Below are 24,270 nucleotides of genomic sequence, written 5' to 3' on the forward strand. Positions count from 1 at the left end.
CTTCGCATGAGCACAGAAAACCCGACCTCGTCGACCTTTGCAACAGCCCCTGCCACCGCCGAGCTGATGGAGCAGATCCTCTACGAGGTGAAGCGCGTGGTCGTGGGGCAGGACCGCTTTCTCGAGCGCGTGATGGTCGCGATGCTCGCAGGCGGCCACCTGCTGGTCGAAGGCGTGCCGGGGCTGGCCAAGACGCTCACCATCAAGACGCTGGCCGACACCGTGCGCGGCCAGTTCAAGCGCATCCAGTTCACGCCCGACCTGGTGCCGGCCGACCTCGTGGGCACGCGCATCTACAACCAGAAGACGGGCGAGTTCAGCACCTCGCTGGGGCCGGTGTTCGCCAACCTGCTTTTGGCCGACGAAATCAACCGCGCGCCGGCCAAGGTGCAGAGCGCGCTGCTCGAAGTGATGCAGGAGCGCCAGGTCACCATCGCCGGCGAGACGCACAAGGTGCCGCGCCCCTTTCTCGTGATGGCGACGCAGAACCCGATCGAGACCGAGGGCACCTACCCGCTGCCCGAGGCGCAGGTCGACCGCTTCATGATGAAGGTGATGGTCGACTACCCGAGCGACGAGGAAGAGTTCGTGATCGTGCAGCGCGTGATCGGCCCGGTGGTCACGGCCACGCCGGTCGCCACCACCGAACAGCTGGCCGAGCTGCAGGCCGAGGCGCGGCGCGTGTACGTCGACCCCTCGCTGATCCAGTACGCCGTGAAGCTCGTGTCGGCCACGCGCACGCCCGAGAAGCACGGCCTGAAGGACTTGCGCCGCTTCATCACCTTCGGCGCCAGCCCGCGCGCCAGCATCAGCCTGACCGAAGGCGCGCGCGCCCTGGCGCTGCTGCGCGGTCGCAGCTACGCGCTGCCCGAAGACATGAGCGCGCTGGTGCCCGACGTGCTGCGCCACCGCGTGACGCTGTCCTACGAAGGCCTGTCCGAAGGGCTCACGCCCGACGGGCTGATCGAGAAGATCATGAAGGCCGTCCCCGCCCCTCCCAAGCCCCTCGAACATGAAAAGCTGGTGGCGTAAGGCCCCCGAGGCCGCGAACGACGACCGGCTCGCGATCGAAGCCGGCGGGGCCGAACGCGCGCTGCGCCGGCTCGAATGGACCGTGATCCGCCGCCTCGACGGCCTGCTGCAGGGCGACTACCGCACGCTCATGCGAGGCACCGGCCTGGACCTGGCCGACCTGCGCGAGTACCAGCACCACGACGACGTGCGCCACATCGACTGGAACGTCACCGCGCGGCTGCAGACGCCGCACGTGCGCGTGTTCACCGAAGACCGCGAGATGGCCGCGTGGTTCGTGCTCGACCTGAGCCGCTCGGTCGATTTCGGCTCGGGCCTGAAGGCCAAGCGCGAGATCTCGGCCGGCTTCGTCGGCGTGCTCGCGCGGCTGCTCACGCGGCACGGCAACCGCGTCGGCGCGCTGGTCTACGGCCGCGACCTCGAGGCCGTGATCCCGCCGCGCACCGGCCGCCGCCATGTGCTGCACCTGCTGCACGCGATGGAAAAGCGCGCGAACCAGGCCGAGGCCGCGCCCGCGCAAAAGGGCATGACGCGCCTGGCCGACCTGCTGACCTCCGCCGCCGCGCTCATGCCGCGCCGCTCCACCGTCTTCGTGGTGTCCGACTTTCTCAGCGAGCCCGGCTGGGAGCGCCCGCTGGGCCAGCTGGTGCAGCGGCACGAAGTGATTGCCGTGCGCCTGTTCGATCCGCTCGAGCTCGAGCTGCCCGACCTCGGCCTGGTGCCGCTGCGCGACGCCGAGACCGGCGAGCAGCTGTGGGTCGACACCCATGACGCGGGGTTCCGCGAACGCTTCGCGCGGCTGGCCGCCGAGCGCGAGACCACCCTGCGCGAATCGCTGGCCCGGGCCGGCGTCGACGCCCTCGAACTCTCGACCAATGACGATCTGGTCGAAGCCATCGTGCGATTCGCGGACCTGCGCAAGCGCCGGGTCCGCGGTGTTGCAGCGGGTGGCGGGAAGGCGGTGGTGGCGGCATGACATTCCTCTGGCCTCAATTCCTCTGGCTGCTGGCGGCCTTGCCGCTGCTGGTGCTCCTGTATGTCTGGCTGATCCGCCGCAAGAAGAAGATGGCGGTGCGCTACGCCAGCCTGTCGATCGTGCGCGAGGCCATGGGCCCGGGCCAGAGCCTGCGGCGCCACATCCCGCCGCTGCTGTTCCTGGTGGCCATCACCGCGATGCTCGTGGCGGCGGCGCGGCCGATGGCGGTGGTGGTGCTGCCGTCGAACCAGCAGACCATCATCCTGGCGATGGACGTGTCGGGCAGCATGCGTGCGGCCGACGTGCAGCCCAACCGGCTGGTGGCCGCGCAGGAGGCGGCCAAGAGCTTCATCAAGGACCTGCCGCGCCACGTGAAGGTGGGCATCGTCGCCTTCGCGGGCAGCGCACAGGTGGCGCAGCTGCCCACCACCAACCACGACGACCTCGTGACGGCCATCGACAGCTTCCAGCTGCAGCGCGCCACGGCCACGGGCAATGCCATCGTGGTGTCGCTGGCCACGCTGTTCCCCGACGCGGGCATCGACATCTCGCAGTTCAGCGCCCCCAGCCGCCAGCGCGGCATCCCGATCGACCAGAACGAGAAGCAGCTCAAGGAGTTCACGCCCGTGGCGCCCGGCTCGTTCACCTCGGCCGCGATCATCATGCTGACCGACGGCCAGCGCACCACCGGCGTCGACCCGCTGGACGCCGCCAAGGCCGCGGCCGACCGCGGCGTGCGCATCTACACGGTGGGCGTGGGCACGGTCGACGGCGAGACCATCGGCTTCGAAGGCTGGTCGATGCGCGTGCGGCTGGACGAAGAAACGCTCAAGGCCATCGCCAACAAGACCAGCGCCGAGTACTTCTACGCCGGCACCGCGAGCGACCTGAAGAAGGTCTACGAGACGCTGAGCTCCAAGCTCACCGTCGAGAAGAAGGAAACCGAGATCTCGGCGCTGTTCGCGCTGGGCGCCGCGGTGCTCACGCTGCTGTCGGCGGGGCTGTCGCTGCTCTGGTTCAACCGGATTCTTTAGCGGCGTTTTCTTCCTGTGCCACGGCGGGCGGCAGCTTCACCGCCCCCACGCCGCCCAGGAACAGGTCGGCCACGATCGGCGCGATGGCCGCGTGGTCGAGCCGGCCGCCGGGCTTCATCCAGGTGAACATCCAGTTGATCATGCCGAACAGCAGCATGGTCAGCGGCTTGGCGAGTTCGTCGCTCGGTGCGCCGGGGCGCAGCGCCGACACGGCGCGCGCAAAGCCGGCGACCACGGCGCGCTCCTGGTCGAGCACGCGCTCGCGGTCCTCGTCCTCGAGAAAGCGCACGTCGTCGGTCAGCACGCGGTGCGCGTCCTGCGCGCCGGCGTACTCCTCGACGATGCGGTAGATGAAGCGGCGCAGCCGCTCTTCGTCGGTGGACGGTTGGGCCTCTTCCTCGGCCACCAGGGCCGCCAGCTTCGAGACGTGCGTCTCGGCGATGCTGATGAGCAGGCTGCTCTTGTCCTTGTAGTAGTGGTAGAGCGTGGCCTTCGACAGGTTGCAGGCCTCGGCGACCTGGTTCATCGAGGTCGCGGGGTAGCCGCGGCGGGCGAACAGCTGGGCGGCCTGCGCGAGGATCAGTTCGCGCTGGTCGTCGTAGGTGGCGGATCTTCCACGCGGCATCGGGTCTTCTTCCTGGGTTGTCTGTCGGTTGCTGGCGTGCAGCAGGCTCGATCTTGCATGAAGCCGCAGGGCTAGCCGCGGCGGGTGGCGATCAGGGATTTCACGTCGGTGGCGGGCAGGCGCGGGCGGTCTTTTTCCACCTCGGCGAGCGGCGCCACCTCGTGCAGGCTGGCCAGGCTGCGCACCGTCAGCGCCTGGTAGGTCTGCGTGCCTTCGAGCTTCCAGGCGATCTCTTCGTCGCTGAGTTCGCGCCGCACCTTGGCCGGGATGCCCGCCGCGAGCGAACGCGCGGGCACCTTCATGCCGGCGGGCACGAAGGCGCAGGCCGCGACGATGGCTTTCTCGCCCACCTCGGCCTCGTCCATCACCACCGCGTTCATGCCCACCAGCGCATCGCGCCGCACGATGCAGCTGTGCAGGATCGCGCCGTGGCCGATGTGGCCGTTGACCTCCACCACCGTGTCGTTGTCGGGAAAGCCGTGGATGCAGCAGTGGTCCTGCACGTTCGAGCCCTCCTGCAAGACGATGCGGCCGAAGTCGCCGCGCAGGCTGGCGCAGGGGCCGACGTAGCAGTTCGGGCCGACGATCACGTCGCCGATCAGCACGGCCGTGGGATGCACGTAGGCGCTCGGGTCGACGACAGGAATCACGCCGTCGATGGAATAGCTGGGCATTCGGTCTCCTTGTTTTTTCGCAGGCCTCAGGGTTTGCCCTGAATGCACCCCGCTTGTGCCGGAATCGAGGTCGATCCTAAAATCAACCGAACGGTCGGTCAATAGTGTTTACGCACCGAGCCGTCCCCACAAAGGATGAAAGAGACACGCATGACTGAGCCTTTGGTACTCATCAGCGACAGCGGCGCCGTCCGCACGCTGAGCCTGAACCGCCCCGCGGCACTCAACAGCTTCACGACCGGGCTGCATGCCGAGTTGCTGGCTGCGCTCGAAGCCGCGGCCGCCGACAGCAGCGTGCGCTGCGTGGTGCTCACCGGTGCCGGCCGCGCCTTCTGCGCGGGGCAGGACCTGGCCGACCCGTCGGTCGCGCCCGACCCCACGCCGGGCGCCGCGCCCAAGGACCTGGGCCACGTCATCTCTACCTACTACGGCCCGCTGGTCGCGCGCCTGCGCTCGATGCCGGTGCCGGTGGTTGCCGCCGTCAACGGCGTGGCGGCCGGCGCGGGCGCCAACCTCGCGCTGTGCTGCGACCTCGTCGTGGCCGGCCGCTCGGCCAGCTTCATCCAGGCCTTCACCAAGATCGGCCTCGTGCCCGACACCGGCGGCACCTGGCTGCTGCCGCGCCTCGTGGGCCCGGCGCGCGCGCTGGGCATCGCGATGCTGGGCGACAAGCTCCCGGCCGAAGAAGCCGCCCGCATCGGCCTCATCTGGCAGTGCGTGGACGACGCGGCCCTGGCCGACACCGCCGCCGCGCTGGCGGCGCGCCTGGCCGGCATGCCCACACGCGCCCTCGTCGCCACCCGCGAGGCCATGGCCGCCGCGCAGAACCTCGACCTGGGCGCGGCACTTGCCGAAGAAGCGCGCATCCAACGCGAGATGGGCAATGCCGACGACTACCGCGAAGGTGTCGAGGCTTTCCGCGCCAAGCGCGCCCCGGTGTTCAAGGACCGCTGAGATGACCGACGCTTCCCGCACCCCGCAACAGACCGCCGAGTTTGTGCGCGACGGCATGTTCGCGAACGACAACGCCAGCAAGGGCCTGGGCATGCGCATCGTCGAGGTCGGCCCCGGCCAGGCCACGCTCGAGATGCGCGTGCGCCCCGACATGCTCAACGGCCACGCCATCTGCCACGGCGGCTTCATGGCCACGCTGGCCGACTCCACCTTCGCCTTCGCCTGCAACTCGTACAACGAGCTGACCGTGGCCTCGGGCTTCGCCATCGACTTCCTCGCGCCGGCGCGCGAGGACGACGTGCTCACCGCGCGCTGCTTCGAAGTCTCCAAGGCCGGGCGCACCGGCGTGTACGACACCGAAATCACCAACCAGCGCGGCGAGCGCATCGCGATGTTCCGCGGTCGCTCGTACACCGCCAAGGGCCGGCCGGCCGTCCCGGCCGCTTGAGGAGACACCCCACCATGACCGTGAAACGCCCCGCCCCCGGCGACCTCGACCCGATCGAAACCGCCAGCCGCGACGAGATCGCCGCCCTGCAGCTCACGCGCCTGCGCGCCACGCTGCGCAACGCCTACGACCACGTGCCGCACTACCGCCAGGCCTTCGATGCCAAGGGCGTGCACCCCGACGACCTGAAGTCGCTGGCCGACCTGTCGAAATTCCCGTTCACGGTGAAGACCGACCTGCGCGACAACTACCCCTTCGGCATGTTCGCCGTGCCGCGCACGCAGGTCGCGCGCATCCACGCGTCGTCGGGCACCACCGGCAAGCCGACCGTGGTGGGCTACACCAAGAAAGACATCGACACCTGGGCCGACCTGGTCGCGCGCTCCATCCGCGCCGCGGGCGGACGGCCCGGCGACATGATCCACGTGGCCTACGGCTACGGCCTCTTCACCGGCGGCCTGGGCGCGCACTACGGCGCCGAGCGCGCGGGCTGCACCGTCATCCCGATGTCGGGCGGCCAGACCGAGAAGCAGGTCCAGCTGATCCAAGACTTCAAGCCCGACATCATCATGGTCACGCCCAGCTACATGCAGGTGATCATCGAGCAGTTCGAGCGCCAGGGCCTCGATGCGAAAGACAGCTCGCTCAAGGTCGGCATCTTCGGCGCCGAGCCGTGGACCGAAGCCATGCGCCGCGACATCGAGACCCGCGCCGGCATCGACGCCGTCGACATCTACGGCCTCTCCGAAGTGATGGGCCCGGGCGTGGCCAGCGAATGCGTCGAGAGCAAGGACGGCCCGGTGATCTGGGAAGACCACTTTTACCCCGAGATCATCGACCCCGAAACGGGCGAGCTGAAGGCCGACGGCGAAGAAGGCGAACTGGTCTTCACCTCGCTGAGCAAGGAGGCCATGCCCATCGTGCGCTACCGCACGCGCGACCTCACGCGCCTGTTGCCGCCCACCTCGCGGTCGTTCCGCCGCATGGGCAAGATCGTCGGGCGCAGCGACGACATGATGATCATCCGCGGCGTGAACGTCTTCCCCACGCAGGTGGAAGAGATCGTGCTCGCGCACAGCGCCCTCACCGGCCTGTACCAGGTGCGCGTGAGCCGCGAAGGCCTGCTCGACCAGGTCGAGGTGCACTGCGAACTCACGCCGCACGAAGCCGCCGCGGCCGACCGCAACGCCATCTCCGAGTGGGTGCAGCACCGCGTGAAGACGCTCATCGGCATCTCCACCCGCGTGGTCGTGCACGGCCCCGACGAAATGGAACGCACGCAGACCGGCAAGGCCCGGCGCGTCGTCGACACGCGCCCGCGCTGAGCGCCCGCGCCCCCACACACCGCACCGAAAGGACACGCACATGTACACCCAGGCCATGGACACGATGGGCAAGGACGCAGGCGACGGCAAGCAGAAGGCCGTGCGCTCCGCCGACGAGCTGCGTCTCGAGGAACGCTTCGACGCGCGCATCGACGCCGGCGACTTCATCGAGGCGAAAGACTGGATGCCCGAGCACTACCGCAAGACGCTGGTGCGCCAGATCAGCCAGCACGCGCACTCCGAAATCGTCGGCATGCTGCCCGAGGGCAACTGGATCAGCCGCGCGCCCACGCTCAAGCGCAAGGCCATCCTCTTGGCCAAGGTGCAGGACGAAGGCGGCCACGGCCTGTACCTGTACGCCGCCGCCGAAACGCTGGGCACCTCGCGCGACCAGATGTTCGACGCGCTGCACACGGGCAAGGCCAAGTACAGCTCGATCTTCAACTACCCCACGCTCAGCTGGGCCGACATGGGCACCATCGGCTGGCTGGTCGACGGCGCGGCCATCATGAACCAGGTGCCGATCTGCCGCTGCTCGTACGCACCGTATGCGCGCGCCATGATCCGCATCTGCCGCGAAGAGAGCTTTCACCAGCGCCAGGGCTATGAAGCACTGCTGACGATGATGAAGCAGGGCACCGAGGCGCAGAAGGCCATGGTGCAGGACGCGGTCAACCGTTGGTGGTGGCCCTCGATCATGATGTTCGGCCCGCCCGACGACCAGTCGCCCAACTCGGCGCAGTCGATGCGCTGGGGCATCAAGCGCTTCAGCAACGACGAGCTGCGCCAGAAGTTCATCGACGCCACCGTCGAACAGGCCGCGATCCTCGGCGTGACGCTGCCCGACCCTGATCTCAAGTGGAACGAAGAACGCCAGTCGCACGACTTCGGCGTCATCGACTGGAGCGAATTCTGGCGCGTGATCGCCGGCGACGGCCCCTGCAACCGCGAACGCCTGCAGGCCCGCGTCGATGCCTGGGACGACGGCGCCTGGGTGCGCGAAGCCGCCCTCTCCCACGCCAACAAACAACCTCTGAAGGAAGCAGCATGAGCACCGAAATGAAGCAAGAGTGGCCCCTGTGGGAAGTGTTCGTGCGCAGCAAGGCCGGCCTGGACCACAAGCACTGCGGCAGCCTGCACGCAGCCGACCCCAAGATGGCGATCCAGATGGCGCGCGACGTCTACACGCGCCGCCAGGAAGGCAGCAGCATCTGGGTGGTGCGCTCCGACCAGATCGTGGCCAGCGACCCGGGCGACAAGGACATGTTCTTCGACCCGGCCGAAGACAAGGTGTACCGCCACCCCACCTTCTACGCGCTGCCCAAGTCCGTGGACCACATGTGAGCGAGCGGCACGCCATGCAAGCCTCGATCGAACTGAACCGCACGCCCGCCGTGCACTACCTGCTGCGCATCGGAGACACCTGCCTGGTGCTCGCGCAGCGCCTGGGCGAATGGTGCGGCCACGCACCGGTGCTCGAAGAAGACATCGCGATGGCCAACATCGCGCTCGACCTCGTCGGCCAGGCCCGCGCGGTGCTCACGCATGCCGGCCAGCTCGAAGGCGCCGGCCGCGCGCACGACGAAGACCAGCTCGCCTACCTGCGCGACGAGCGCGACTACTTCAACCTCACGCTGGTCGAGCTGCCGCGCGGCGACTTCGCCTTTGCCGTGCTGCGCAACACCATGGTCGCCACGCTGCTCAAGCTGCTGTGGCAACGCCTGGCCGCGTCGAGCGACGCCGAGGTGGCCGCCATCGCCGGCAAGGCGCTGAAGGAAGCGCGCTACCACCAGCAGCACTCGGCCGACTGGGTCGTGCGCCTGGGCGACGGCACCGACGAATCACGCCGCCGCACCGAGAAGGCGCTCAAGCAGCTGTGGCTCTACGTGCCCGAGCTGTTCGACAGCGACGACGTCGATGCGCAGGCCAGCGCCAGCGGCCTCGGCCCGGCCTGGAGCGAACTGCGCGAACCGTGGCTGGCCGAGATGCAGCAGGTGCTCGACGCCGCCGGCTTGGCCATGCCGAAGGAAGCCGCGTTCCGCAGCACCGGCAAGCATGGCGTGCACAGCGAGCACATGGGCTACATCCTGGCCGAGATGCAGCACCTGCAGCGCAGCTTCCCCGGAGGCGTGTGGTGATGAACGCCGTGGCGTCGCGCATTGATGCGGCGTGGGCCGTGCTCCATTCGGTGCCCGACCCCGAGGTGCCGGCCGTGTCGGTCTGCGACCTGGGCATCGTGCGCGAGGTGATCGAGCACGACGACGGCCTGGAGATCGTGCTCACGCCGACCTACTCCGGCTGCCCCGCGACCGAAGCCATCGAGCACGACGTGCTGGCCGCCATCGAGAACGCCGGCCTCGGCCGTGCGCGCGCCACGCTGCGCCGCGCCCCCGCCTGGACCAGCGACTGGATCAGCGACGCAGGCCGCGACAAGCTCAAGGCCTACGGCATCGCGCCGCCCGCGCACCTCACGCCCGAGCAGGCCTCCAACACCGCCATGCCGATCAAGCTCTTCGGCCGCATGGCCGGCGAGCGCATCGCCTGCCCGCGCTGCGCCAGCGAGCGCACCGAGCGCCTGTCGGCCTTCGGCTCCACCGCCTGCAAGGCGCTCTATCGCTGCATGGCCTGCCGCGAACCCTTCGAACATTTCAAGCCTATTTGAGGCACGCCCACGATGAGCACCCTCTTCCATCCCCTGCGCGTGAAGGCCATCGAGCCCGACACGCACGAGGCCGTCATCGTCTCGTTCGAGGTGCCGCCGGCGCTGCGCGAAGTCTTCGGCTTCACGCAGGGCCAGTACCTCACGCTGCGCCATGACATCGACGGCCAGGACCTGCGCCGTTCCTATTCGATCTGCGCCGGCCTCGACGACGGCGAGCTGCGCGTCGGCGTGCGCAAGGTGCGCGGCGGCGTGTTCTCCAACTGGATCAACGCCCACCTGCAACCCGGCGACAGCCTGCAGGTGATGGCGCCGCAAGGCCGCTTCTTCGTGCCCATCGAGCCCGAGGCCGCGCGCCACCACGTGGGCATCGCCGGCGGCAGCGGCATCACGCCGATCCTGTCGATCATGAAGACCGTGCTGGCGCGCGAGCCCAAGAGCCGCTTCACGCTGATCTACGGCAACCGCCAGCTGCAGTCCACGATGTTCAAGGAAGAGATCGAGGACCTGAAGAACCGCTACATGACGCGGCTCGTGCTGCAGCACGTGTTCTCCGACGAGCACACCGATTCGCCGCTGGGCTTCGGCGTGATGAACCGCGAGAAGATCGGCGAGTTCCTGGCCTCGGTGGTGCCCGCCGCGCAGATCGACCACGTGTACGTGTGCGGCCCGTTCCAGATGAACGACGAGGCCGAGGCCGCGCTGCTCGCCGCGGGCGTGCCCGAAGACCGCATCCACATCGAGCGCTTCGGCGTCGCGCTGCCCTCGGCCAGCCAGGTCGGTGCGGTGGTGCACGAGGCGCAGCCGGGCGACGCCAAGCAGGCGCGCGTGACCATCGTGCGCGACGGCCTGCAGCGCGAGATCACCTACACCGAGGGCCAGCCCAGCATCCTCGATGCGGCGTCGGCGGCCGGGCTCGAGGTGCCGTTCTCGTGCACCTCGGGCGTGTGCGGCACCTGCCGCGCGAAGTGCGTGGACGGGGAAGTCCGCATGGAAAGAAACTTCGCACTCGACAAGAATGAGGTGGCCGCGGGATTCGTGCTGACCTGCCAGGCCCACCCCCTGACCGAACGCGTCACGCTGTCCTTCGACGAGCGTTGAACGCACGGCTTTTTCCTCGGCCTTTCCCCTTTCAACCCGGAGACAAACCAACCATGAAATTCTTCAAGCCCCTGCTGATCGCCGCCCTGTGCGCCACGGCCCTCTCGGCCTGGGCCGACGTCAACGTCGGCGTGACCATCTCGGCCACCGGGCCGGCGGCGTCGCTCGGCATCCCCGAGAAGAACACCATCGCGCTGATGCCCAAGACGATCGGCGGGCAGAAGATCAACTACATCGTGCTGGACGATGCCTCCGACACCACGGCCGCCGTGAACAACACGCGCAAGCTGATCGCCGAGAACAAGGTCGACGTGATCCTGGGCTCGACCACCACGCCGGCCTCGCTCGCGATGATCGACGTGGCCAGCGAAGCACAGACGCCGATGATCTCGGTGGCCGCCTCGGCCCGCATCATCGAGCCGATGGACGCCAAGAAGAAGTGGGTGTTCAAGACGCCGCAGAACGACATCATGATGTCGCTGGCCATCGCCGAGCACATGGCCGCCAACGGCGTGAAGACGGTCGGCTTCATCGGCTTCTCCGACGCGTACGGCGAAGGCTGGTCGCAGGAATTCGCCAAAGCCGCCGACCTGAAGAAGATCAAGATCGTGGCCAACGAACGCTATGCGCGCTCCGACACCTCGGTCACCGGCCAGGCGCTGAAGCTCATGTCGGCCAAGCCCGACGCGGTGCTGGTGGCCGGCTCCGGCACGCCGGCCGCGCTGCCGCAGAAGACGCTCAAGGAGCGCGGCTACACCGGCAAGATGTACCAGACGCACGGCGTGGCCAACGCCGACTTCCTGCGCGTGGGCGGCAAGGACGTGGACGGCACCTTCCTGCCGGCCGGCCCGGTGCTCGTGGCCGACCAGCTGCCCGCCAGCAACCCGGTGAAGAAGTCTGCGCTCGCCTACGTCGCCGCCTATGAAGCCGCCTACGGCAAGGGCACGGTCTCGACCTTCGGCGCGCACGCCTGGGACGCGGGCCTGTTGATGAGTTCGGCCGTGCCGGTCGCGCTGAAGAAGGCCCAGCCGGGCACGCCGGAGTTCCGCGCCGCCCTGCGCGATGCGCTCGAGCAGACCAAGGACGTGTCGGGCGCGCACGGCGTGTTCAACATGACCGCGGCCGACCACCTGGGCCTGGACCAGCGCGCGCGCGTGATGGTCAAGATCGAAAACGGCGCCTGGAAATTCCAGCCCTGAAGCACTGAACTCGCCCCCAGGCTTCGCGCACTTCGTGTCGCTTCTCCAACCCCCTACCGGGGGCAACACCTGAGGCCCGGCAAAGCCGGTTCCTCGGTGTTCCTGATCTGAATCACGGGCGACGCCCGAAGGTTGTTTTATGGACTTGCAGATTGCCCTGTTGCTGGGGCAGGACGGCATCGTGAACGGCGCGGTCTACGGACTGATGGCGCTCGCGCTGGTGCTGGTGTTTTCGGTCACGCGCGTGATCTTCATTCCGCAGGGCGAGTTCGTCGCCTTCGGTGCGCTCTCCATGGCGGCGCTGCAGGGCGGGCGCACGCCGGCCACGCTGTGGCTGCTGGTGGCGCTGGGCGTCATGGCGCTGGCCGTGGAGGTGTGGCGCTGGAAGCGCGGCGCGACCATCGACTGGCGCTCGGCCTTCACCTGGTGCGTCGCCTTCCCGGCGATCGCCGCGGTGCTGGTGCTGGGCCTCAAGCCCACGTCGATGACCATGCAGGCGGTCACCACGCTGGTGCTGATCGCGCCGCTGGGTCCGCTGCTCTATCGCCTGGCGTACCGCCCGCTGGCCGATGCCACGGTGCTGATGCTGCTGATCGTCTCGGTCGCGCTGCACGGCGTGCTGGTCGGCCTGGGCCTGTTCTTCTTCGGTGCCGAAGGTTCGCGCACCACGCCGTTCTCGGACGTGCGCTTCGACATCGGCGGCATCCCCGTGAGCGGCCAGTCGCTCGTGGTGGTGGGCGTCACGCTGCTGCTGGTGATCGCCATGTTCTGGTTCTTCGGCCGCTCCATGGTCGGCAAGGCGCTGCGCGCCACGGCCATCAACCGCGTGGGCGCGCGGCTCTCGGGCATTCCCACCGAGCTGTCGGGCGACCTGAGCTTTGCGCTCGCGGCACTCATCGGCGCGGTGTCGGGCCTGCTGATCGCACCGATCACCACGGTCTACTACGACACCGGTTTTCTCATCGGCCTGAAGGGCTTCGTGGCCGCCATCGTCGGCGGGCTCGCGAGCTACCCGCTGGCGCTCGCGGGCGCGCTGCTGGTCGGCCTGCTGGAGGCCTTCTCTTCGTTCTGGGCCAGCGCCTACAAGGAAGTGCTGGTGTTCACGTTGATCATTCCGGTGCTGTGGTGGCGTTCGCTGCGCAGCCATCATGTGGAGGACGAGGAATGAGCGCGTCGCCCACCACTTCTTCCACCACGGCTGCACACGCGGGCCGTCCGCTGGTCACGCCGCGCACGCTCACGCTGGTGTGCATCGTCGCGCTCGCGCTGGCCTGGGGCTGGCTGCCCGACTTCACGGTCGCGGTGCTCAGCAACATCGGCCTGTATGCGCTGGTGGCCGCCGGGCTGGTCATGCTGACCGGCGTGGGCGGCATGACCTCCTTCGGCCAGGCCGCGTTCGTCGGCATGGGCGCCTATGCCACCGCGTGGATCTGCACCTCGCCCACGGCCGCGGGCTGGCTCGGCGGCATCGCCGGTTCGGCGCTGGTGCCGTGGCTCGGCCTGCTGCTCGGGCTGGTGCTGACCTTCGCGCTGGCCTGGGCGCTCGGCGCGGTCACACTCAAGTTGTCGGGCCACTACCTGCCGCTGTGCACCATCGCCTGGGGCCTGAGCCTGTACTTCCTGCTCGGCAACATGGAGTTCCTGGGCGGCCAGACCGGCATCACGGGCGTGCCGCCGCTGGTGGTGGCGGGCATCTCGCTGGCCTCGCCGCGCGCGCTCGGCGTGGTGATCTGGGCCGTGCTGCTGCTGGCGCTGTGGGCGCTGCACAACCTGCTCGACTCGCGCGAAGGCCGCGCCATCCGCGCGCTCAAGGGCGGCCGGCTCATGGCCGAATCGATGGGCGTCGACACCGCACGCCACCGCATCAAGCTGTTCGTGCTGGCCGCGCTGCTGGCGGCCGTGTCGGGCTGGCTCTACGCGCACATGCAGCGCTTCGTGAACCCCACGCCCTTCAACCTGAACATCGGCATCGAGATGCTGTTCATGGCGGTGGTCGGCGGCGCGGGCCACCTGTGGGGCGCGGTGCTCGGCGCCACGCTGATCACGCTGCTGAAGGAGAAGCTGCAGGACATCCTGCCCGCGCTGCTGGGCACCAGCGGCAACTTCGAGGTGGTGGTGTTCGGCCTGCTGATGCTGTTCGTGCTGCAGCGTTTTGCCGACGGCCTGTGGCCCACGCTGGCGCGGCTGGTGAGCCGCTGGGTGCGGCCGGTGGCCAAGGCGCCCGCCGCCAACGCGGCGGCACCAGCGGCGCAGCTCGCGCAGCGCGTGCTGCCGGCGGCGGGCACGCTGCTGTTGCAGGCCGATGCGGTCAGCAAGCGCTTCGGCGGCCTCATCGCCAACAACGACATCTCGATGACGCTGAAGGCCGGCGAGATCCACGCGCTGATCGGACCGAACGGCGCAGGCAAGAGCACCTTCTTCAACATGATCTCGGGCGTGGACGACCCCAGTTCGGGTGAAGTGCGGCTCGAAGGCGACGCCATGTCGGGCCGCCCCTCGCGCGCCTTCGCGGCGCGCGGCCTGGGCCGCACCTTCCAGCACGTGCGCCTGCTGGGCCAGCGCAGCGTGGTCGAGAACGTGGCGCTCGGCGCGCACCTGCGCGCCAAACGCGGCTGGCTCGCGGCGATGCTGCGGCTGGACCGCGCCGAAGAGGCCGCGCTGATGGCCGAGGCCCGCAAGCAGATCGAGCGCTGCGGCCTGGGCGCGCACGCCGACACACCGGCCGCCTCGCTCTCGCTGGGGCAGCAGCGTGTGGTCGAGATCGCACGCGCGCTCGCCGGCCAGCCCTCGGTGCTGCTGCTGGACGAACCCGCCGCCGGCCTGCGCCACCTGGAAAAGCGCGCGCTCTCGGAGCTGCTGGGCCAGCTGCGCGCCGAAGGCCTGGGCATCCTCGTGGTGGAGCACGACATGGAGTTCGTGATGAACCTCGCCGACCGCATCACCGTGCTGGAGTTCGGCACCGTGATCGCCACCGGCACGCCGGCCGAAGTGCAGGCCAACCCGCGCGTGCTCGAGGCCTACCTGGGCGGCGCCGACGACGAACTGCTGGAAGACGCCCGATGAGCCATCCCATCCTTCAACTGGAAGACTTCTGCGTCGCCTACCGCACCGTCGAGGCGGTGCACAGCGTGCGCCTGCACGTGAACGAAGGCGAGATCGTCACCGTGATCGGCCCCAACGGCGCCGGCAAGACCACGCTGCTGTGCGCGGCCATGGGCCTGCTGGTGTCGACCGGCAAGCTGTCGCTCGATGGCGAGCGCATCGCACGCCCCGGCGTCGAGACCATGGTGGCGCGCGGCGTGGCGCTGGTGCCCGAGCGGCGCGAGCTGTTCGGCGAGATGTCGGTCGAAGACAACCTGCTGCTCGGCGGCTTCTACCAATGGCGCAAGGGCCAGCGCGACCAGCGCGCGCGCATGGACGAGATCTTCGAGATCTTTCCGCGCCTGAAGGAGCGCCGTCCGCAGATGGCCTCCACGCTCTCCGGCGGCGAACGCCAGATGCTGGCCATCGGCCGCGCGCTCATGGCGCGCCCGCGCCTGCTGATGCTCGACGAGCCCTCGCTGGGCCTCGCTCCGCTGGTGGTGCGCGAGGTGCTGCGCGTGGTGTCGCAGCTGCGCAAGCACGGCGTGTCGGTGCTGCTGGTGGAACAGAACGCCCGCGCCGCGCTGCAGGTGGCCGACCGCGCCTATGTGCTCGAAATGGGCGCCGTGGCACTCGAAGGCAATGCCGGCGATCTGCTGCTCGACCAGCGAATCATCGATACCTACCTGGGCATCGGGAACAAGAAATGACCCCCGCGCAGCGCGCGCACCGCGCCGCTGCGCCTTCCCTCTTCTAAGGACACGCGCCATGACCACCCTTCAAAGCTACATCGCCGGCCGCTGGATCGGCCAGCAAGCCGCGCAATCGCTGCGCAGCGCCGTCAACGGCCAGGCCGTGGCGAGCACGCACGCCGAGGCCATCGACTTCGCCGAGGCGCTGGCGCACGCGCGCCGCGTCGGCATCCCCGCGCTCATGAAGCTCGACTTCCAGCAGCGCGCCGAGCGCCTGAAGGCGCTGGCCAAGTACCTGGCCGCGAACAAGGAAGCGCTGTATGCCGTGTCGGCCCACACCGGTGCCACGCGCGCCGACGGCTGGATCGACATCGAAGGCGGCGCCGGCACGCTCAGCGCCTACGCCAGCATCGGCACCAACGAGCTGCCCTCGGGCAACCTCGTGCACGAAGGCCCGGCGTTTCCGCTGGGCAAGAAGGGCGGCTTCGCGGGCACGCACATCCTGGTACCGCGCGGCGGCGTGGCGGTGCACATCAACGCCTTCAACTTCCCGGTGTGGGGCCTGCTCGAGAAGTTCGCGCCCAGCTTCCTCGCGGGCATGCCCTGCATCGGCAAGCCGGCCACGGCCACCAGCTACCTCACCGAGGCGCTGATGAAGCTCATCGTGCAGTCGGGCATCCTGCCCGAGGGCAGCCTGCAACTCGTGATCGGCAGCACGGGCGACCTGCTCGACCGCCTCGAAGGCCCCGACGTGGTCACCTTCACCGGCTCGGCCGACACCGCCGCCAAGCTGCGCGTGAACGCGAACCTGGTGCGCCAGTCGATCCCGTTCAACGCCGAGGCCGACTCGCTCAACTGCGCGATCCTCGCGCCCGACGTGACGCCCGACGACGAGGAGTTCGACCTCTTCGTGAAGGAAGTGGCGCGCGAAATGACCATCAAGGCCGGCCAGAAGTGCACGGCCATCCGCCGCGCGATCGTGCCGCGCCAGCACCTCGATGCCGTGGCCGAGAAGCTGCGCGCGCGCTTGGCCAAGACCGTCATCGGCGACCCGTCGCGCGAAGACGTGCGCATGGGCGCCCTCGCCTCGCGCGACCAGCAGGCCGACGTGGCCGAGCGCGTCGCCACGCTGCTGCAGGGGGCGGAGCTGGTGTACGGCGAGCGCGACGGCTTCGCGCCCGTGGGCGACGGCGTGGGCGAAGGCGCGTTCTTCGCGCCCACGCTGCTGCTGAGCCGCAAGCCGCTCGAACACGACGCGGCGCACGACGTGGAGGCCTTCGGCCCCGTCAGCACGCTCATGCCCTACGACGGCATCGACGAAGCGCTGGCACTGGCCGCGCGCGGCAAGGGCAGCCTCGTGGGCACGCTGGTCACGCGCGACCCGGCCATCGCCGCCAAGGCCATCCCGGTCGCCGCCGCCTGGCACGGCCGCCTGCTGGTGCTCGACCGCGAGGCCGCCGCCGAATCGACCGGCCACGGCTCGCCGCTGCCGGTGCTGAAGCACGGCGGCCCGGGCCGCGCGGGCGGCGGCGAAGAGCTCGGCGGCCTGCGCGCCGTGAAGCACTACCTGCAGCGCGCCGCGCTGCAGGGCTCGCCCACCATGCTCGCGGCCGTGACCGGCGAGCACGTGCGCGGCGCCGCGCTGCGCGAGAGCGAGGTGCATCCCTTCCGCCGCTACTTCGAGGAACTGCGCATCGGCGACTCGCTGCTCACGCACCGCCGCACCGTGGGCGAGGCCGACATCGTCGCCTTCGGCGGCATCTCGGGCGACTACTTCTACATGCACTTCGACGAAGAGGCGGCCAAGGCCTCGCCCTTCGGCAAGCGCATCGCGCACGGCTACTTCGTGCTGTCGGCGGCCGCGGGCCTGTTCGTCTCGCCCTCGCCCGGCCCGGTGCTGGCCAACTACGGCCTGGACACGCTGCGCTTCGTCAAGCCCGTGGGCATCGGCGACACCATCCAGGCGCGCCTGACCTGCAAGCGCAAGATCGACCGCAACAAGAAGGACGCGAGCGGCCAGGGCCAGGGCGTGGTGGCCTGGGACGTGGAGGTGACCAACCAGCTCGGCGAACTGGTCGCGAGCTACGATATCCTGACGCTCGTCTCCAAGAAACCCACCACCCCAAGCTCCACCTGATGTTCGATCTCACAGGAAAAGTCGCGCTCGTCACCGGCGGCAACGGCGGCATCGGCCTCGGCATGGCGCAGGGCCTCGCCAAGGCCGGCGCCCGCGTCATCGTCGCGGCGCGCAATGCGCAGAAGTCGGCCGCCGCGGTCGAATCGCTGAAGGCATTGGGCAGCGACAGCTTCGCGCTCGCGCTCGACGTGACCGACGAAGCCTCGGTGCAGAAGGCCTTCGACGAGGTCGCCGCGCGCTGCGGCCGGCTCGACATCCTCGTCAACAACGCCGGCACCACGGTGCGCAAGCCGGTCGACCAGCTCGCGCTGGCCGAGTGGCACCAGGTGATGGACACCAACCTCACCAGCGCCTTCCTGTGCAGCCGCGCCGCGCACCCGTACCTCAAGAAGGCGGGCGGCGGCAAGATCATCAACATCGGTTCGATGATGTCGATCTTCGGCGCGCCCTACGCGCCGGCCTACGCCGCGAGCAAGGCCGGCATCGTGCAGCTCACCAAGTCGACCGCGCTCTCGTGGGCGGCCGACCAGATCCAGGTCAACGCCATCCTTCCGGGCTGGTTCGAGACCGAGCTGACCGACGGTGCGCGCAACCAGATCCCGGGCCTGTACGAGCGCGTGAAGACGCGTGCCGCCGCCGGCCGCTGGGGGCAGCCCTCGGACATCGCAGGCACCGCCGTGTTCCTGGCCAGCGCCGCCTCCGACTACGTGACCGGCACCGCCATCCCGGTCGACGGCGGGTTTTCGATCTCCGGCTGAGTCTTGCGGGCCGTGTAAATTCGGCCGCCATGCTCCTCTGGTTCCAGCTCTTTCTTTTCGTCGCCGGCACGGCCGCGCTGCTGTACGTGTCGCGCGGGCCGCTGAGCCAGCCCGGCTCGCACGGCTTCTACCGCTTCTTCGCGTGGGAATGCATGCTGGTGCTGATCGTGCTGAACCTGCCGGTGTGGCATGTCGATCCGCTCTCGTTCACGCAGCTGCTCTCGTGCGTGCTGCTGGCGCTGTCGATCTGGCTGCCGATCCACGCGGTGCGGCTGCTCAAGGCGCAGGGCAAGCCGAGCGAGGCGCGCAACGACGACCCGGCCCTGTACGGCTTCGAAAAGACCTCGGCGCTGGTGACCACCGGCGCCTTCCGCTACATCCGCCACCCGATGTACACGGCGTTGATGCTGCTGGCCTGGGGCGCCTTCCTCAAGCAGTTCACTTGGCTCACGCTGGCGCTGGTGCTGATGGCCACGCTGTTCCTGTTCCTGACGGCGCTGCGCGACGAGAAGGAATGCCTCGCGCATTTCGGCGACGACTACCGCGCGTACATGCGCGGCACGCGGCGCTTCATTCCTTTCGTGCTGTAGCGCTGCCTGGCGCTTCGGGCGCGCCCTCTTCTTTCCTCGCGCCCCACCAGGCGGAGAGCACCAGCCCGCCCTTGTGCACCAGCAGCACCGCCATGACCACGAGCACGGCCCGCGACGCCACGTAGCCCGCGATACCGAGCACCGTGGACGGCAGCGGCTTGGACGCCCAGAAGATGACCCAGGTCGCCAGCCCGGCCATCGCCAGCCCGCCGACGACCAGCATCACGCCACCCACCATCCAAGTGAGGATCGCCAGCCGCGCGGCCAGGCCGGTCAGGCGGTCGGCGCCGGGCCAGTCGCGCCAGGTCCACAAGGCAGCCAGGCCCAGCGAACCCATCATGGCCGCCAGCAGGCCCATGAGGCTGTAGGCGGCGACGGTGATGATCTGGTTCAGGTCCGGCATGCAGGCTACGGTGTCAAACGCGGCAGCGCCTTCGCATCGACCGCCTCGCCATCGACGATGAAGTGCCCGCCCGCCACGTGGTGCAGCGTGCGCAACTCGTCGTGGCCCTCGAAATGCCAGCGCCCTTCGGAGAACACGCGCACATCGGCTTGCGCCGCGATCACCTCGCCCAGGAACAGGTCGTAGCGCTGCTGGATCGGCGGCTCCGGCAGCAGCCGGCATTCGAGCCAGGCCGCGCAGCCTTCGAGCAGCGGCGTGCCGGTGGCGTCGCCCACGAAGGTCGAGAGGCCGTAGGCGGCGAACTTGTCGCTGCCGTCGCGCTCGGCGATCTCGCGGCCGGAGCTGTTGCCCAGCGCCTCGGTCAGGTCGAGCTGCGCGCGCGTGGGCACCTGCAGCGCGAAGCTGCCTGCGCCTTCGAGCAGCACGCGCGTCCAGGTGCTCTTGTCGAGCACGACCGCCACCTTGGGCGGATCGAAGTCCAGCGGCATCGCCCAGGCCGCGGCCATGATGTTGCGCCGGCCGTCGTGCGCGGCGCTCACGAGGACGGTGGGTCCGTGGTTCAGGAGACGGTAGGCCTTGTTCAGCGGAACCGGCCGGCGATAGGAGGCATTCATGCGCGGGAGGCTCGCGAAAGCGAGCCCGGAGGATGGCGGCCCGCCAGCCTACCAGCAGGCGCCTGGCGGCTCAAACGCGCGGTTGTTGCCCGTCACGCCGCATAGGCGTCGCACAGGGCGAGGTACTCGTCGCCCGAAATCTCCAGCGCGGTCGCGCGGCGCAGCACGCGGGCCTTCGGCTTGGGCAGGTCGGTCTTGATCTGGATCTGCTTGCCGATGGGAATGCCCATGTAGTCCTGGTTGACCCAGGTGTTCTCGACGATGTTGTGCCACGGCAGCAGCAGGCCGTTCTCGAAGGTCAGGCCCTGGCGGCCGATGACGAAGGCAGGCGTCGCGATGTTGGCCAGCGTACGGATGCACTTGACGGCCAGCCAAGCGGCCAGCAGGCCGAAGCCCGCCGCAATGAGGATGCCGATGTTCTTGTCCTGCGCGCGGATGCACAGCACGGCGAGCACGACCGCGACCACCACCCAGAGCGTGGCACCGGCGATCAGCCGTGTGCGGGAGTAGAAGACGGGGCGGTCCTGGCGGGTTTTTTCCTGTTGGCTGGCGGAGCTGTAGATTTCCATTTTGGAGTCGCTGTACTTTGGAGATTGAAGAAAGAAAAAGAAGAGGGAGTCACGCCGACGGCAGGCGTTGCATGAGGCAGCTCATCAGCACCGGCTCGTTGTCGATCTTCGAGCGATCGATCTTGCGGGTCTTGCCGTTGGCGACGATGAGCAGGTGCTCGTCGACGTCCATCGCTTCGGCATCCGACTGCGTGCGGATCGTGTCGATGCTCGACCACGCGATGAGCTGGCCCTTGTGCACCAGCCCTTCGGCATTCAGTGCCAGCGCGCCGAAGGGCACGGTGTCGCCCGCATGCAGGCGCCGCTCGACATCGTGGCGCAGCACCTCGCCCACGGCCTCTTCCACTTCGGCGACGAGCGCGTACGGGTCGTCCCACAGGTCGAGGCGCAGGCGCAGCGTCTGGCCGTCGCGGGTGGTGAGCAGCAGGTGGTTGCGGTTGTGGCGATGGCGCAGCCGCGTCACGTCGGCGAAGGCGATAGTCTGCGTGCCCAGCTGCAGGCCGTGCGCGGTCAGCGTCAGCACCTGCGGGGTGCGCAGCCACGCGAAGAAGTCGCTGCCCTTCCAGCCGATCAGGTAGATCGCGGCCGGGATCGCCAGCACCAGCACGAAGAAGGCGCCCTTGTAGCGCACGAAGTCCGGCGTGATGAGGTACGGAAGGATGTAGATCTTTGCCGGCACCAACACCATGGCGCAGAAGACATAGATCGCGGCCAGGCCGGCCAGCACACAGTAGAACGCGTAGCGCGGAAAGATGCGGTCGTGACGAAGGGGCATGTGAAGCAAATACCCAATGCGTCGACAACGGGCGTGATGGCGTGGAGCTGAATTGCGCGCACGACCATACCAGCGGGAAGCGTCGCTCTCGAGGCTTCGCATGCGTTAACGCATCTTTTTTTTGAGCCGAGAACGCCCGCCGAGCAACCGGTTAACCGAGAAGCCTTAAGTTTGATGCCCGCTTCGACACAAGCGCTGCTTAAGCATTCATGGCAACTCTGCAAGCAACGCGCGGTGTGCGATTCGCACCCGCGCAATCAGCGCGGCAACGTCGCCTGCCGCCTGAACTCGCTCGGGCTGCCGCCCGTGTGCGCGCGGAACACGCGGCTGAAGTGCGAGAGGTTGCCGAAGCCCGCGCCCAGTGCGATGTCTGTGATGGAGCGCGCGGCGTTCGCGGGGTCGATCAGGTCGCGGATGCTGGCCGCCAGCCGCTGGTGCTGGATGTAGCCGGTGAGCGTGTCGTCGTCGCCCGCGAAGGCCTGGTGCAGCAGGCGCTTGCTGCAACGCAGCGCCAGCGCCATGCCGTCGATGGACAGCGCCGGGTCGCGCAGGTTCTGCGCCACGTGGCGGTGGATGCGGTCTTTCAGTGCCTCGCGCTGGGTCTGGGCGGTGCTGCGGCCCGCGAGTTCCATGAGCGACAAGCGCACCAGCTGGATCAGCAGCTCGCCCGCGCCGCGCGCGGCGGCCTCGCTCATGTGGGGCAGCTCCAGGTAGGTGTTGCGCATGGTCTCCAGTGCCACGCGCGAGATGCCGCTGTCGCCGCCGATGCGCCGCGCCACGAGGTCGCCCAGCGGCAGCGCGGGCGAGGCGATCTGGTCTTTCGGCAGCATCACGATGAGGTGGTCGCTGCGCTCGGGGTTGGCCACGGTGTAGTCGAGCGTGGTGTCGTACAGCGTCCAGCCGCCCGCGCGCACCGCCGCCGCACGCCCGCGCTGCGTGACCTCGGCCGAGCCCTGCCAGGGCGCGACGATCTTCAGGTAGGGCGCATCGCTCAGGCGCGCCATCTGCGGGGTGCGCAGCACGCGGTGGCGGTTGGCCTCGAGCCGCGTGAGGATCACGTCGCCCGCGTGCGAGGACGCCAGGTGGCCGTCGAAATCGCTGTCACCGTACAGGTCGGAGCCGAGGCCGCCGAAGTGGCGCCACACCCACTCGCACCACAGCGGCCCGCGTTCCTTCGGCGGGATGGCGTCGGTGGACAGGAGCAGGGACGCGGTCATGGGGCGAAAGCAGTGAAGACGAAAGATTGCAACACGGCAGCAGGATGCCGCGCATTGTGGAGTGCCCGCAAAGCCCTCGCCTTTGCGGGTTAACCACTAGGCGCCTGCACGCTGCGTCAAGTGCTTTGTGCGCGGCGGGCACAGCGGCAAAGGGCGTGCGTTTCTACGATCCCGGTCAGCGGGCGCATACCGACGCCCGGAAGGAGACCTCCATGCTTCACCCCACCCGCCGCCACTGGATCCAGGGCACGGCCACCGCGCTGGGCGCGGCTGCCGTTGCGCCGCAGCTGTTCGCGCAAAGTGCGCCCGTTCGCATCGGCTACGCCATCGCCCGCACCGGCCCCTGGGCCGCGGGCGCGCAGGTGAGCCAGGAACCCAACTACCTGCTGTGGGCCGAGCAGGTCAACGCCGCGGGCGGCCTGTCGGTGAAGGGCACCAAGCGGCCCATCGAGCTCATCGGCTACGACGACCGCAGCGAGACCGAGACCTGCGTGCGCACCTTCGAGAAGCTCATGGGCAGCGACAAGGTCGACCTCGTGCTGCCGCCCTGGGGATCGGGCGCCAACTTCGCGGTCGCGCCGCTGGCCAACCGCTTCGGCTACCCGCTGCTCGCGCCCACGGCCCTGTCGCGCAAGCTCATCGACATGCGCCTGCCCTTCTTCTTCTCGCTGCTGCAGCAGCCCGACAAGATGATGGGCGCGCTGGTCGACATGCTGGTGGCGCAGAACGTGAAGACCATCACCATCGTCTACATGGACGACCTGTTCGGCCTGGAGAACTTTGCGGCGCTGAACAACGCGCTGAAGAAGACGCAGATCCAGGTGCTCGACCGCAAGAGCTACCCGCTGGGCGTGAAAGACCTCGCGCCGGTGCTGCGCACCATGAAGGACCTGAACCCCGACGCCTTCATCGGCATCACCTACCCGCCGGACACCATCCTGGCGAGCCGGCAGGCGCGCGAAGTGGGCTTCAACCCGAAGTACTTCTACGCCTCGGTGGGCACGGCCTTCCAGCTCTACAAGAACGTGATGGCGGCCAACACCGAGGGCGTGATCGGCATGGGCTCGTGGAACGGCAAGACCAGCCCCGAAGCCAAGGCCTACTTCGATGCGCACACCAAGAAGTTCGGCAAGGAGCCCGACCGCTGGGCCAGCGGCCATGCGTGGGCCGGCCTGCAGATCCTGCAGCAGGCGGTGGAGAAAGTGGGCCTCGATCGCAAGGCGCTGCGCGAGCAGATCGCGAAGAACGAGTTCAAGACCATCCTCGGGCCTATCCGCTTCGAGGGCAGCGAGAACGCGTCGATCCCCGGCACCGTGTCGCAGTGGCAGGGCGGCGACTTCGAAGTGGTGTGGCCCAAAGACCGCGCCACCGCGCAACTGATGCCGAAGCCGGCCTGGAAATAACAGC

At 68.9% G+C, this 24,270-nt stretch carries 26 protein-coding genes; 19 read left to right on the forward strand and 7 right to left on the reverse strand.

All coding sequences use genetic code 11. The features are described 5' to 3' along the window. Positions 1-6 precede the first annotated feature (6 nt). The 3 genes from AC1RL8_RS19970 to AC1RL8_RS19980 are packed head-to-tail and all read left to right on the forward strand — an operon-like array spanning position 7 to position 3,042. A complete protein-coding gene (locus AC1RL8_RS19970; protein ID WP_095949404.1) occupies positions 7-1,032 on the forward strand; it encodes an AAA family ATPase in 1,026 nt (341 codons plus the stop codon). After that, complete coding sequence (locus AC1RL8_RS19975) at positions 1,013-2,008, forward strand: DUF58 domain-containing protein (RefSeq protein ID WP_492685732.1); 996 nt, start codon at positions 1,013-1,015, stop codon at positions 2,006-2,008. The genes AC1RL8_RS19970 and AC1RL8_RS19975 overlap by 20 nt, the downstream gene beginning before the upstream one ends. Continuing rightward, positions 2,005-3,042, forward strand: a complete 1,038-nt coding sequence (locus AC1RL8_RS19980) for a VWA domain-containing protein (protein ID WP_062478619.1) — start codon at positions 2,005-2,007, stop codon at positions 3,040-3,042. The genes AC1RL8_RS19975 and AC1RL8_RS19980 overlap by 4 nt, the downstream gene beginning before the upstream one ends. Here AC1RL8_RS19980 and AC1RL8_RS19985 read toward each other — a convergent pair. Both AC1RL8_RS19985 and AC1RL8_RS19990 read right to left on the reverse strand, forming a co-directional pair. Beyond that, positions 3,026-3,667 (reverse strand): TetR/AcrR family transcriptional regulator, encoded by a 642-nt coding sequence (locus AC1RL8_RS19985; protein WP_139700079.1) that lies wholly within the window; start codon positions 3,665-3,667, stop codon positions 3,026-3,028. The two genes, AC1RL8_RS19980 and AC1RL8_RS19985, sit on opposite strands and share 17 nt — an antisense overlap. Before the next feature lie 71 nt (positions 3,668-3,738). Beyond that, positions 3,739-4,341 carry a phenylacetic acid degradation protein PaaY gene (locus AC1RL8_RS19990; RefSeq protein WP_095743881.1) on the reverse strand — a complete coding sequence of 201 codons (603 nt, stop codon included), beginning with the start codon at positions 4,339-4,341 and terminating at the stop codon, positions 3,739-3,741. Between the two features lie 150 nt (positions 4,342-4,491). Between AC1RL8_RS19990 and AC1RL8_RS19995 the strand changes: the two genes are divergently transcribed. From AC1RL8_RS19995 to AC1RL8_RS20065, 15 genes are all read left to right on the forward strand, one after another. Next, a complete protein-coding gene (locus tag AC1RL8_RS19995; RefSeq protein WP_447741538.1) occupies positions 4,492-5,295 on the forward strand; it encodes an enoyl-CoA hydratase-related protein in 804 nt (267 codons plus the stop codon). A 1-nt stretch (position 5,296) separates the two neighbouring features. After that, positions 5,297-5,743: a hydroxyphenylacetyl-CoA thioesterase PaaI gene (paaI, locus tag AC1RL8_RS20000; protein WP_492685731.1), complete on the forward strand. Its 447-nt coding sequence runs from the start codon at positions 5,297-5,299 to the stop codon at positions 5,741-5,743. A 14-nt stretch (positions 5,744-5,757) separates the two neighbouring features. After that, positions 5,758-7,068, forward strand: coding sequence for a phenylacetate--CoA ligase PaaK (gene paaK / locus AC1RL8_RS20005; RefSeq protein ID WP_159275001.1), 1,311 nt, complete (start codon positions 5,758-5,760; stop codon positions 7,066-7,068). Between the two features lie 40 nt (positions 7,069-7,108). After that, on the forward strand, positions 7,109-8,119 hold the full coding sequence (paaA, locus tag AC1RL8_RS20010) for a 1,2-phenylacetyl-CoA epoxidase subunit PaaA (RefSeq protein ID WP_492685730.1): 1,011 nt from the start codon (positions 7,109-7,111) through the stop codon (positions 8,117-8,119). Then, positions 8,116-8,412: a 1,2-phenylacetyl-CoA epoxidase subunit PaaB gene (gene paaB, locus AC1RL8_RS20015; protein ID WP_159275003.1), complete on the forward strand. Its 297-nt coding sequence runs from the start codon at positions 8,116-8,118 to the stop codon at positions 8,410-8,412. The genes paaA and paaB overlap by 4 nt, the downstream gene beginning before the upstream one ends. Positions 8,413-8,426: 14 nt before the next feature. Beyond that, positions 8,427-9,206: a 1,2-phenylacetyl-CoA epoxidase subunit PaaC gene (gene paaC, locus AC1RL8_RS20020; RefSeq protein ID WP_095949436.1), complete on the forward strand. Its 780-nt coding sequence runs from the start codon at positions 8,427-8,429 to the stop codon at positions 9,204-9,206. Further along, entirely contained in the window at positions 9,206-9,730 is a 525-nt protein-coding gene (paaD, locus tag AC1RL8_RS20025; RefSeq protein WP_492685729.1) for a 1,2-phenylacetyl-CoA epoxidase subunit PaaD, read from the forward strand. Before paaC ends, paaD begins: the two co-directional genes overlap by 1 nt. A gap of 12 nt (positions 9,731-9,742) precedes the next feature. After that, on the forward strand, positions 9,743-10,828 hold the full coding sequence (gene paaE / locus AC1RL8_RS20030) for a 1,2-phenylacetyl-CoA epoxidase subunit PaaE (protein WP_062478643.1): 1,086 nt from the start codon (positions 9,743-9,745) through the stop codon (positions 10,826-10,828). Between the two features lie 53 nt (positions 10,829-10,881). Beyond that, positions 10,882-12,027, forward strand: coding sequence for an ABC transporter substrate-binding protein (locus AC1RL8_RS20035; RefSeq protein WP_070063655.1), 1,146 nt, complete (start codon positions 10,882-10,884; stop codon positions 12,025-12,027). Positions 12,028-12,166: 139 nt separating this feature from the next. After that, positions 12,167-13,195 carry a branched-chain amino acid ABC transporter permease gene (locus AC1RL8_RS20040; protein ID WP_062478648.1) on the forward strand — a complete coding sequence of 343 codons (1,029 nt, stop codon included), beginning with the start codon at positions 12,167-12,169 and terminating at the stop codon, positions 13,193-13,195. Beyond that, positions 13,192-15,090 (forward strand): branched-chain amino acid ABC transporter ATP-binding protein/permease, encoded by a 1,899-nt coding sequence (locus tag AC1RL8_RS20045; protein WP_492685728.1) that lies wholly within the window; start codon positions 13,192-13,194, stop codon positions 15,088-15,090. The genes AC1RL8_RS20040 and AC1RL8_RS20045 overlap by 4 nt, the downstream gene beginning before the upstream one ends. After that, complete coding sequence (locus AC1RL8_RS20050; protein WP_492685727.1) at positions 15,087-15,818, forward strand: ABC transporter ATP-binding protein; 732 nt, start codon at positions 15,087-15,089, stop codon at positions 15,816-15,818. The genes AC1RL8_RS20045 and AC1RL8_RS20050 overlap by 4 nt, the downstream gene beginning before the upstream one ends. A 58-nt stretch (positions 15,819-15,876) precedes the next feature. Further along, positions 15,877-17,937: a phenylacetic acid degradation bifunctional protein PaaZ gene (paaZ, locus tag AC1RL8_RS20055; protein ID WP_492685726.1), complete on the forward strand. Its 2,061-nt coding sequence runs from the start codon at positions 15,877-15,879 to the stop codon at positions 17,935-17,937. After that, positions 17,937-18,695, forward strand: coding sequence for an SDR family NAD(P)-dependent oxidoreductase (locus tag AC1RL8_RS20060; RefSeq protein ID WP_492685725.1), 759 nt, complete (start codon positions 17,937-17,939; stop codon positions 18,693-18,695). The genes paaZ and AC1RL8_RS20060 overlap by 1 nt, the downstream gene beginning before the upstream one ends. A gap of 29 nt (positions 18,696-18,724) precedes the next feature. Next, positions 18,725-19,285 carry a methyltransferase family protein gene (locus AC1RL8_RS20065; RefSeq protein ID WP_095949416.1) on the forward strand — a complete coding sequence of 187 codons (561 nt, stop codon included), beginning with the start codon at positions 18,725-18,727 and terminating at the stop codon, positions 19,283-19,285. On the opposite strand, the gene AC1RL8_RS20070 is transcribed toward AC1RL8_RS20065, so the two are convergent. The 5 genes from AC1RL8_RS20070 to AC1RL8_RS20090 all read right to left on the reverse strand — a co-directional run bounded on the left by AC1RL8_RS20070 (position 19,266) and on the right by AC1RL8_RS20090 (position 22,863). After that, a complete protein-coding gene (locus AC1RL8_RS20070; RefSeq protein ID WP_492685724.1) occupies positions 19,266-19,688 on the reverse strand; it encodes a hypothetical protein in 423 nt (140 codons plus the stop codon). The two genes, AC1RL8_RS20065 and AC1RL8_RS20070, sit on opposite strands and share 20 nt — an antisense overlap. A gap of 5 nt (positions 19,689-19,693) precedes the next feature. Then, a complete protein-coding gene (locus tag AC1RL8_RS20075) occupies positions 19,694-20,302 on the reverse strand; it encodes a flavin reductase family protein (RefSeq protein WP_492685723.1) in 609 nt (202 codons plus the stop codon). Between the two features lie 92 nt (positions 20,303-20,394). Further along, positions 20,395-20,871, reverse strand: coding sequence for a hypothetical protein (locus tag AC1RL8_RS20080; RefSeq protein ID WP_062478668.1), 477 nt, complete (start codon positions 20,869-20,871; stop codon positions 20,395-20,397). A gap of 49 nt (positions 20,872-20,920) precedes the next feature. After that, on the reverse strand, positions 20,921-21,646 hold the full coding sequence (locus AC1RL8_RS20085) for a hypothetical protein (protein ID WP_492685722.1): 726 nt from the start codon (positions 21,644-21,646) through the stop codon (positions 20,921-20,923). Between the two features lie 257 nt (positions 21,647-21,903). Then, on the reverse strand, positions 21,904-22,863 hold the full coding sequence (locus tag AC1RL8_RS20090) for an AraC-like ligand-binding domain-containing protein (protein ID WP_139700034.1): 960 nt from the start codon (positions 22,861-22,863) through the stop codon (positions 21,904-21,906). A gap of 212 nt (positions 22,864-23,075) precedes the next feature. On the opposite strand from AC1RL8_RS20090, the gene AC1RL8_RS20095 reads away from it, so the two are divergent. Then, positions 23,076-24,266 carry an amino acid ABC transporter substrate-binding protein gene (locus AC1RL8_RS20095; protein WP_095743865.1) on the forward strand — a complete coding sequence of 397 codons (1,191 nt, stop codon included), beginning with the start codon at positions 23,076-23,078 and terminating at the stop codon, positions 24,264-24,266. Positions 24,267-24,270: the final 4 nt, after the last annotated feature.

The sequence above is a fragment of the Variovorax sp. GW822-FHT04E09 genome (assembly GCF_058800845.1).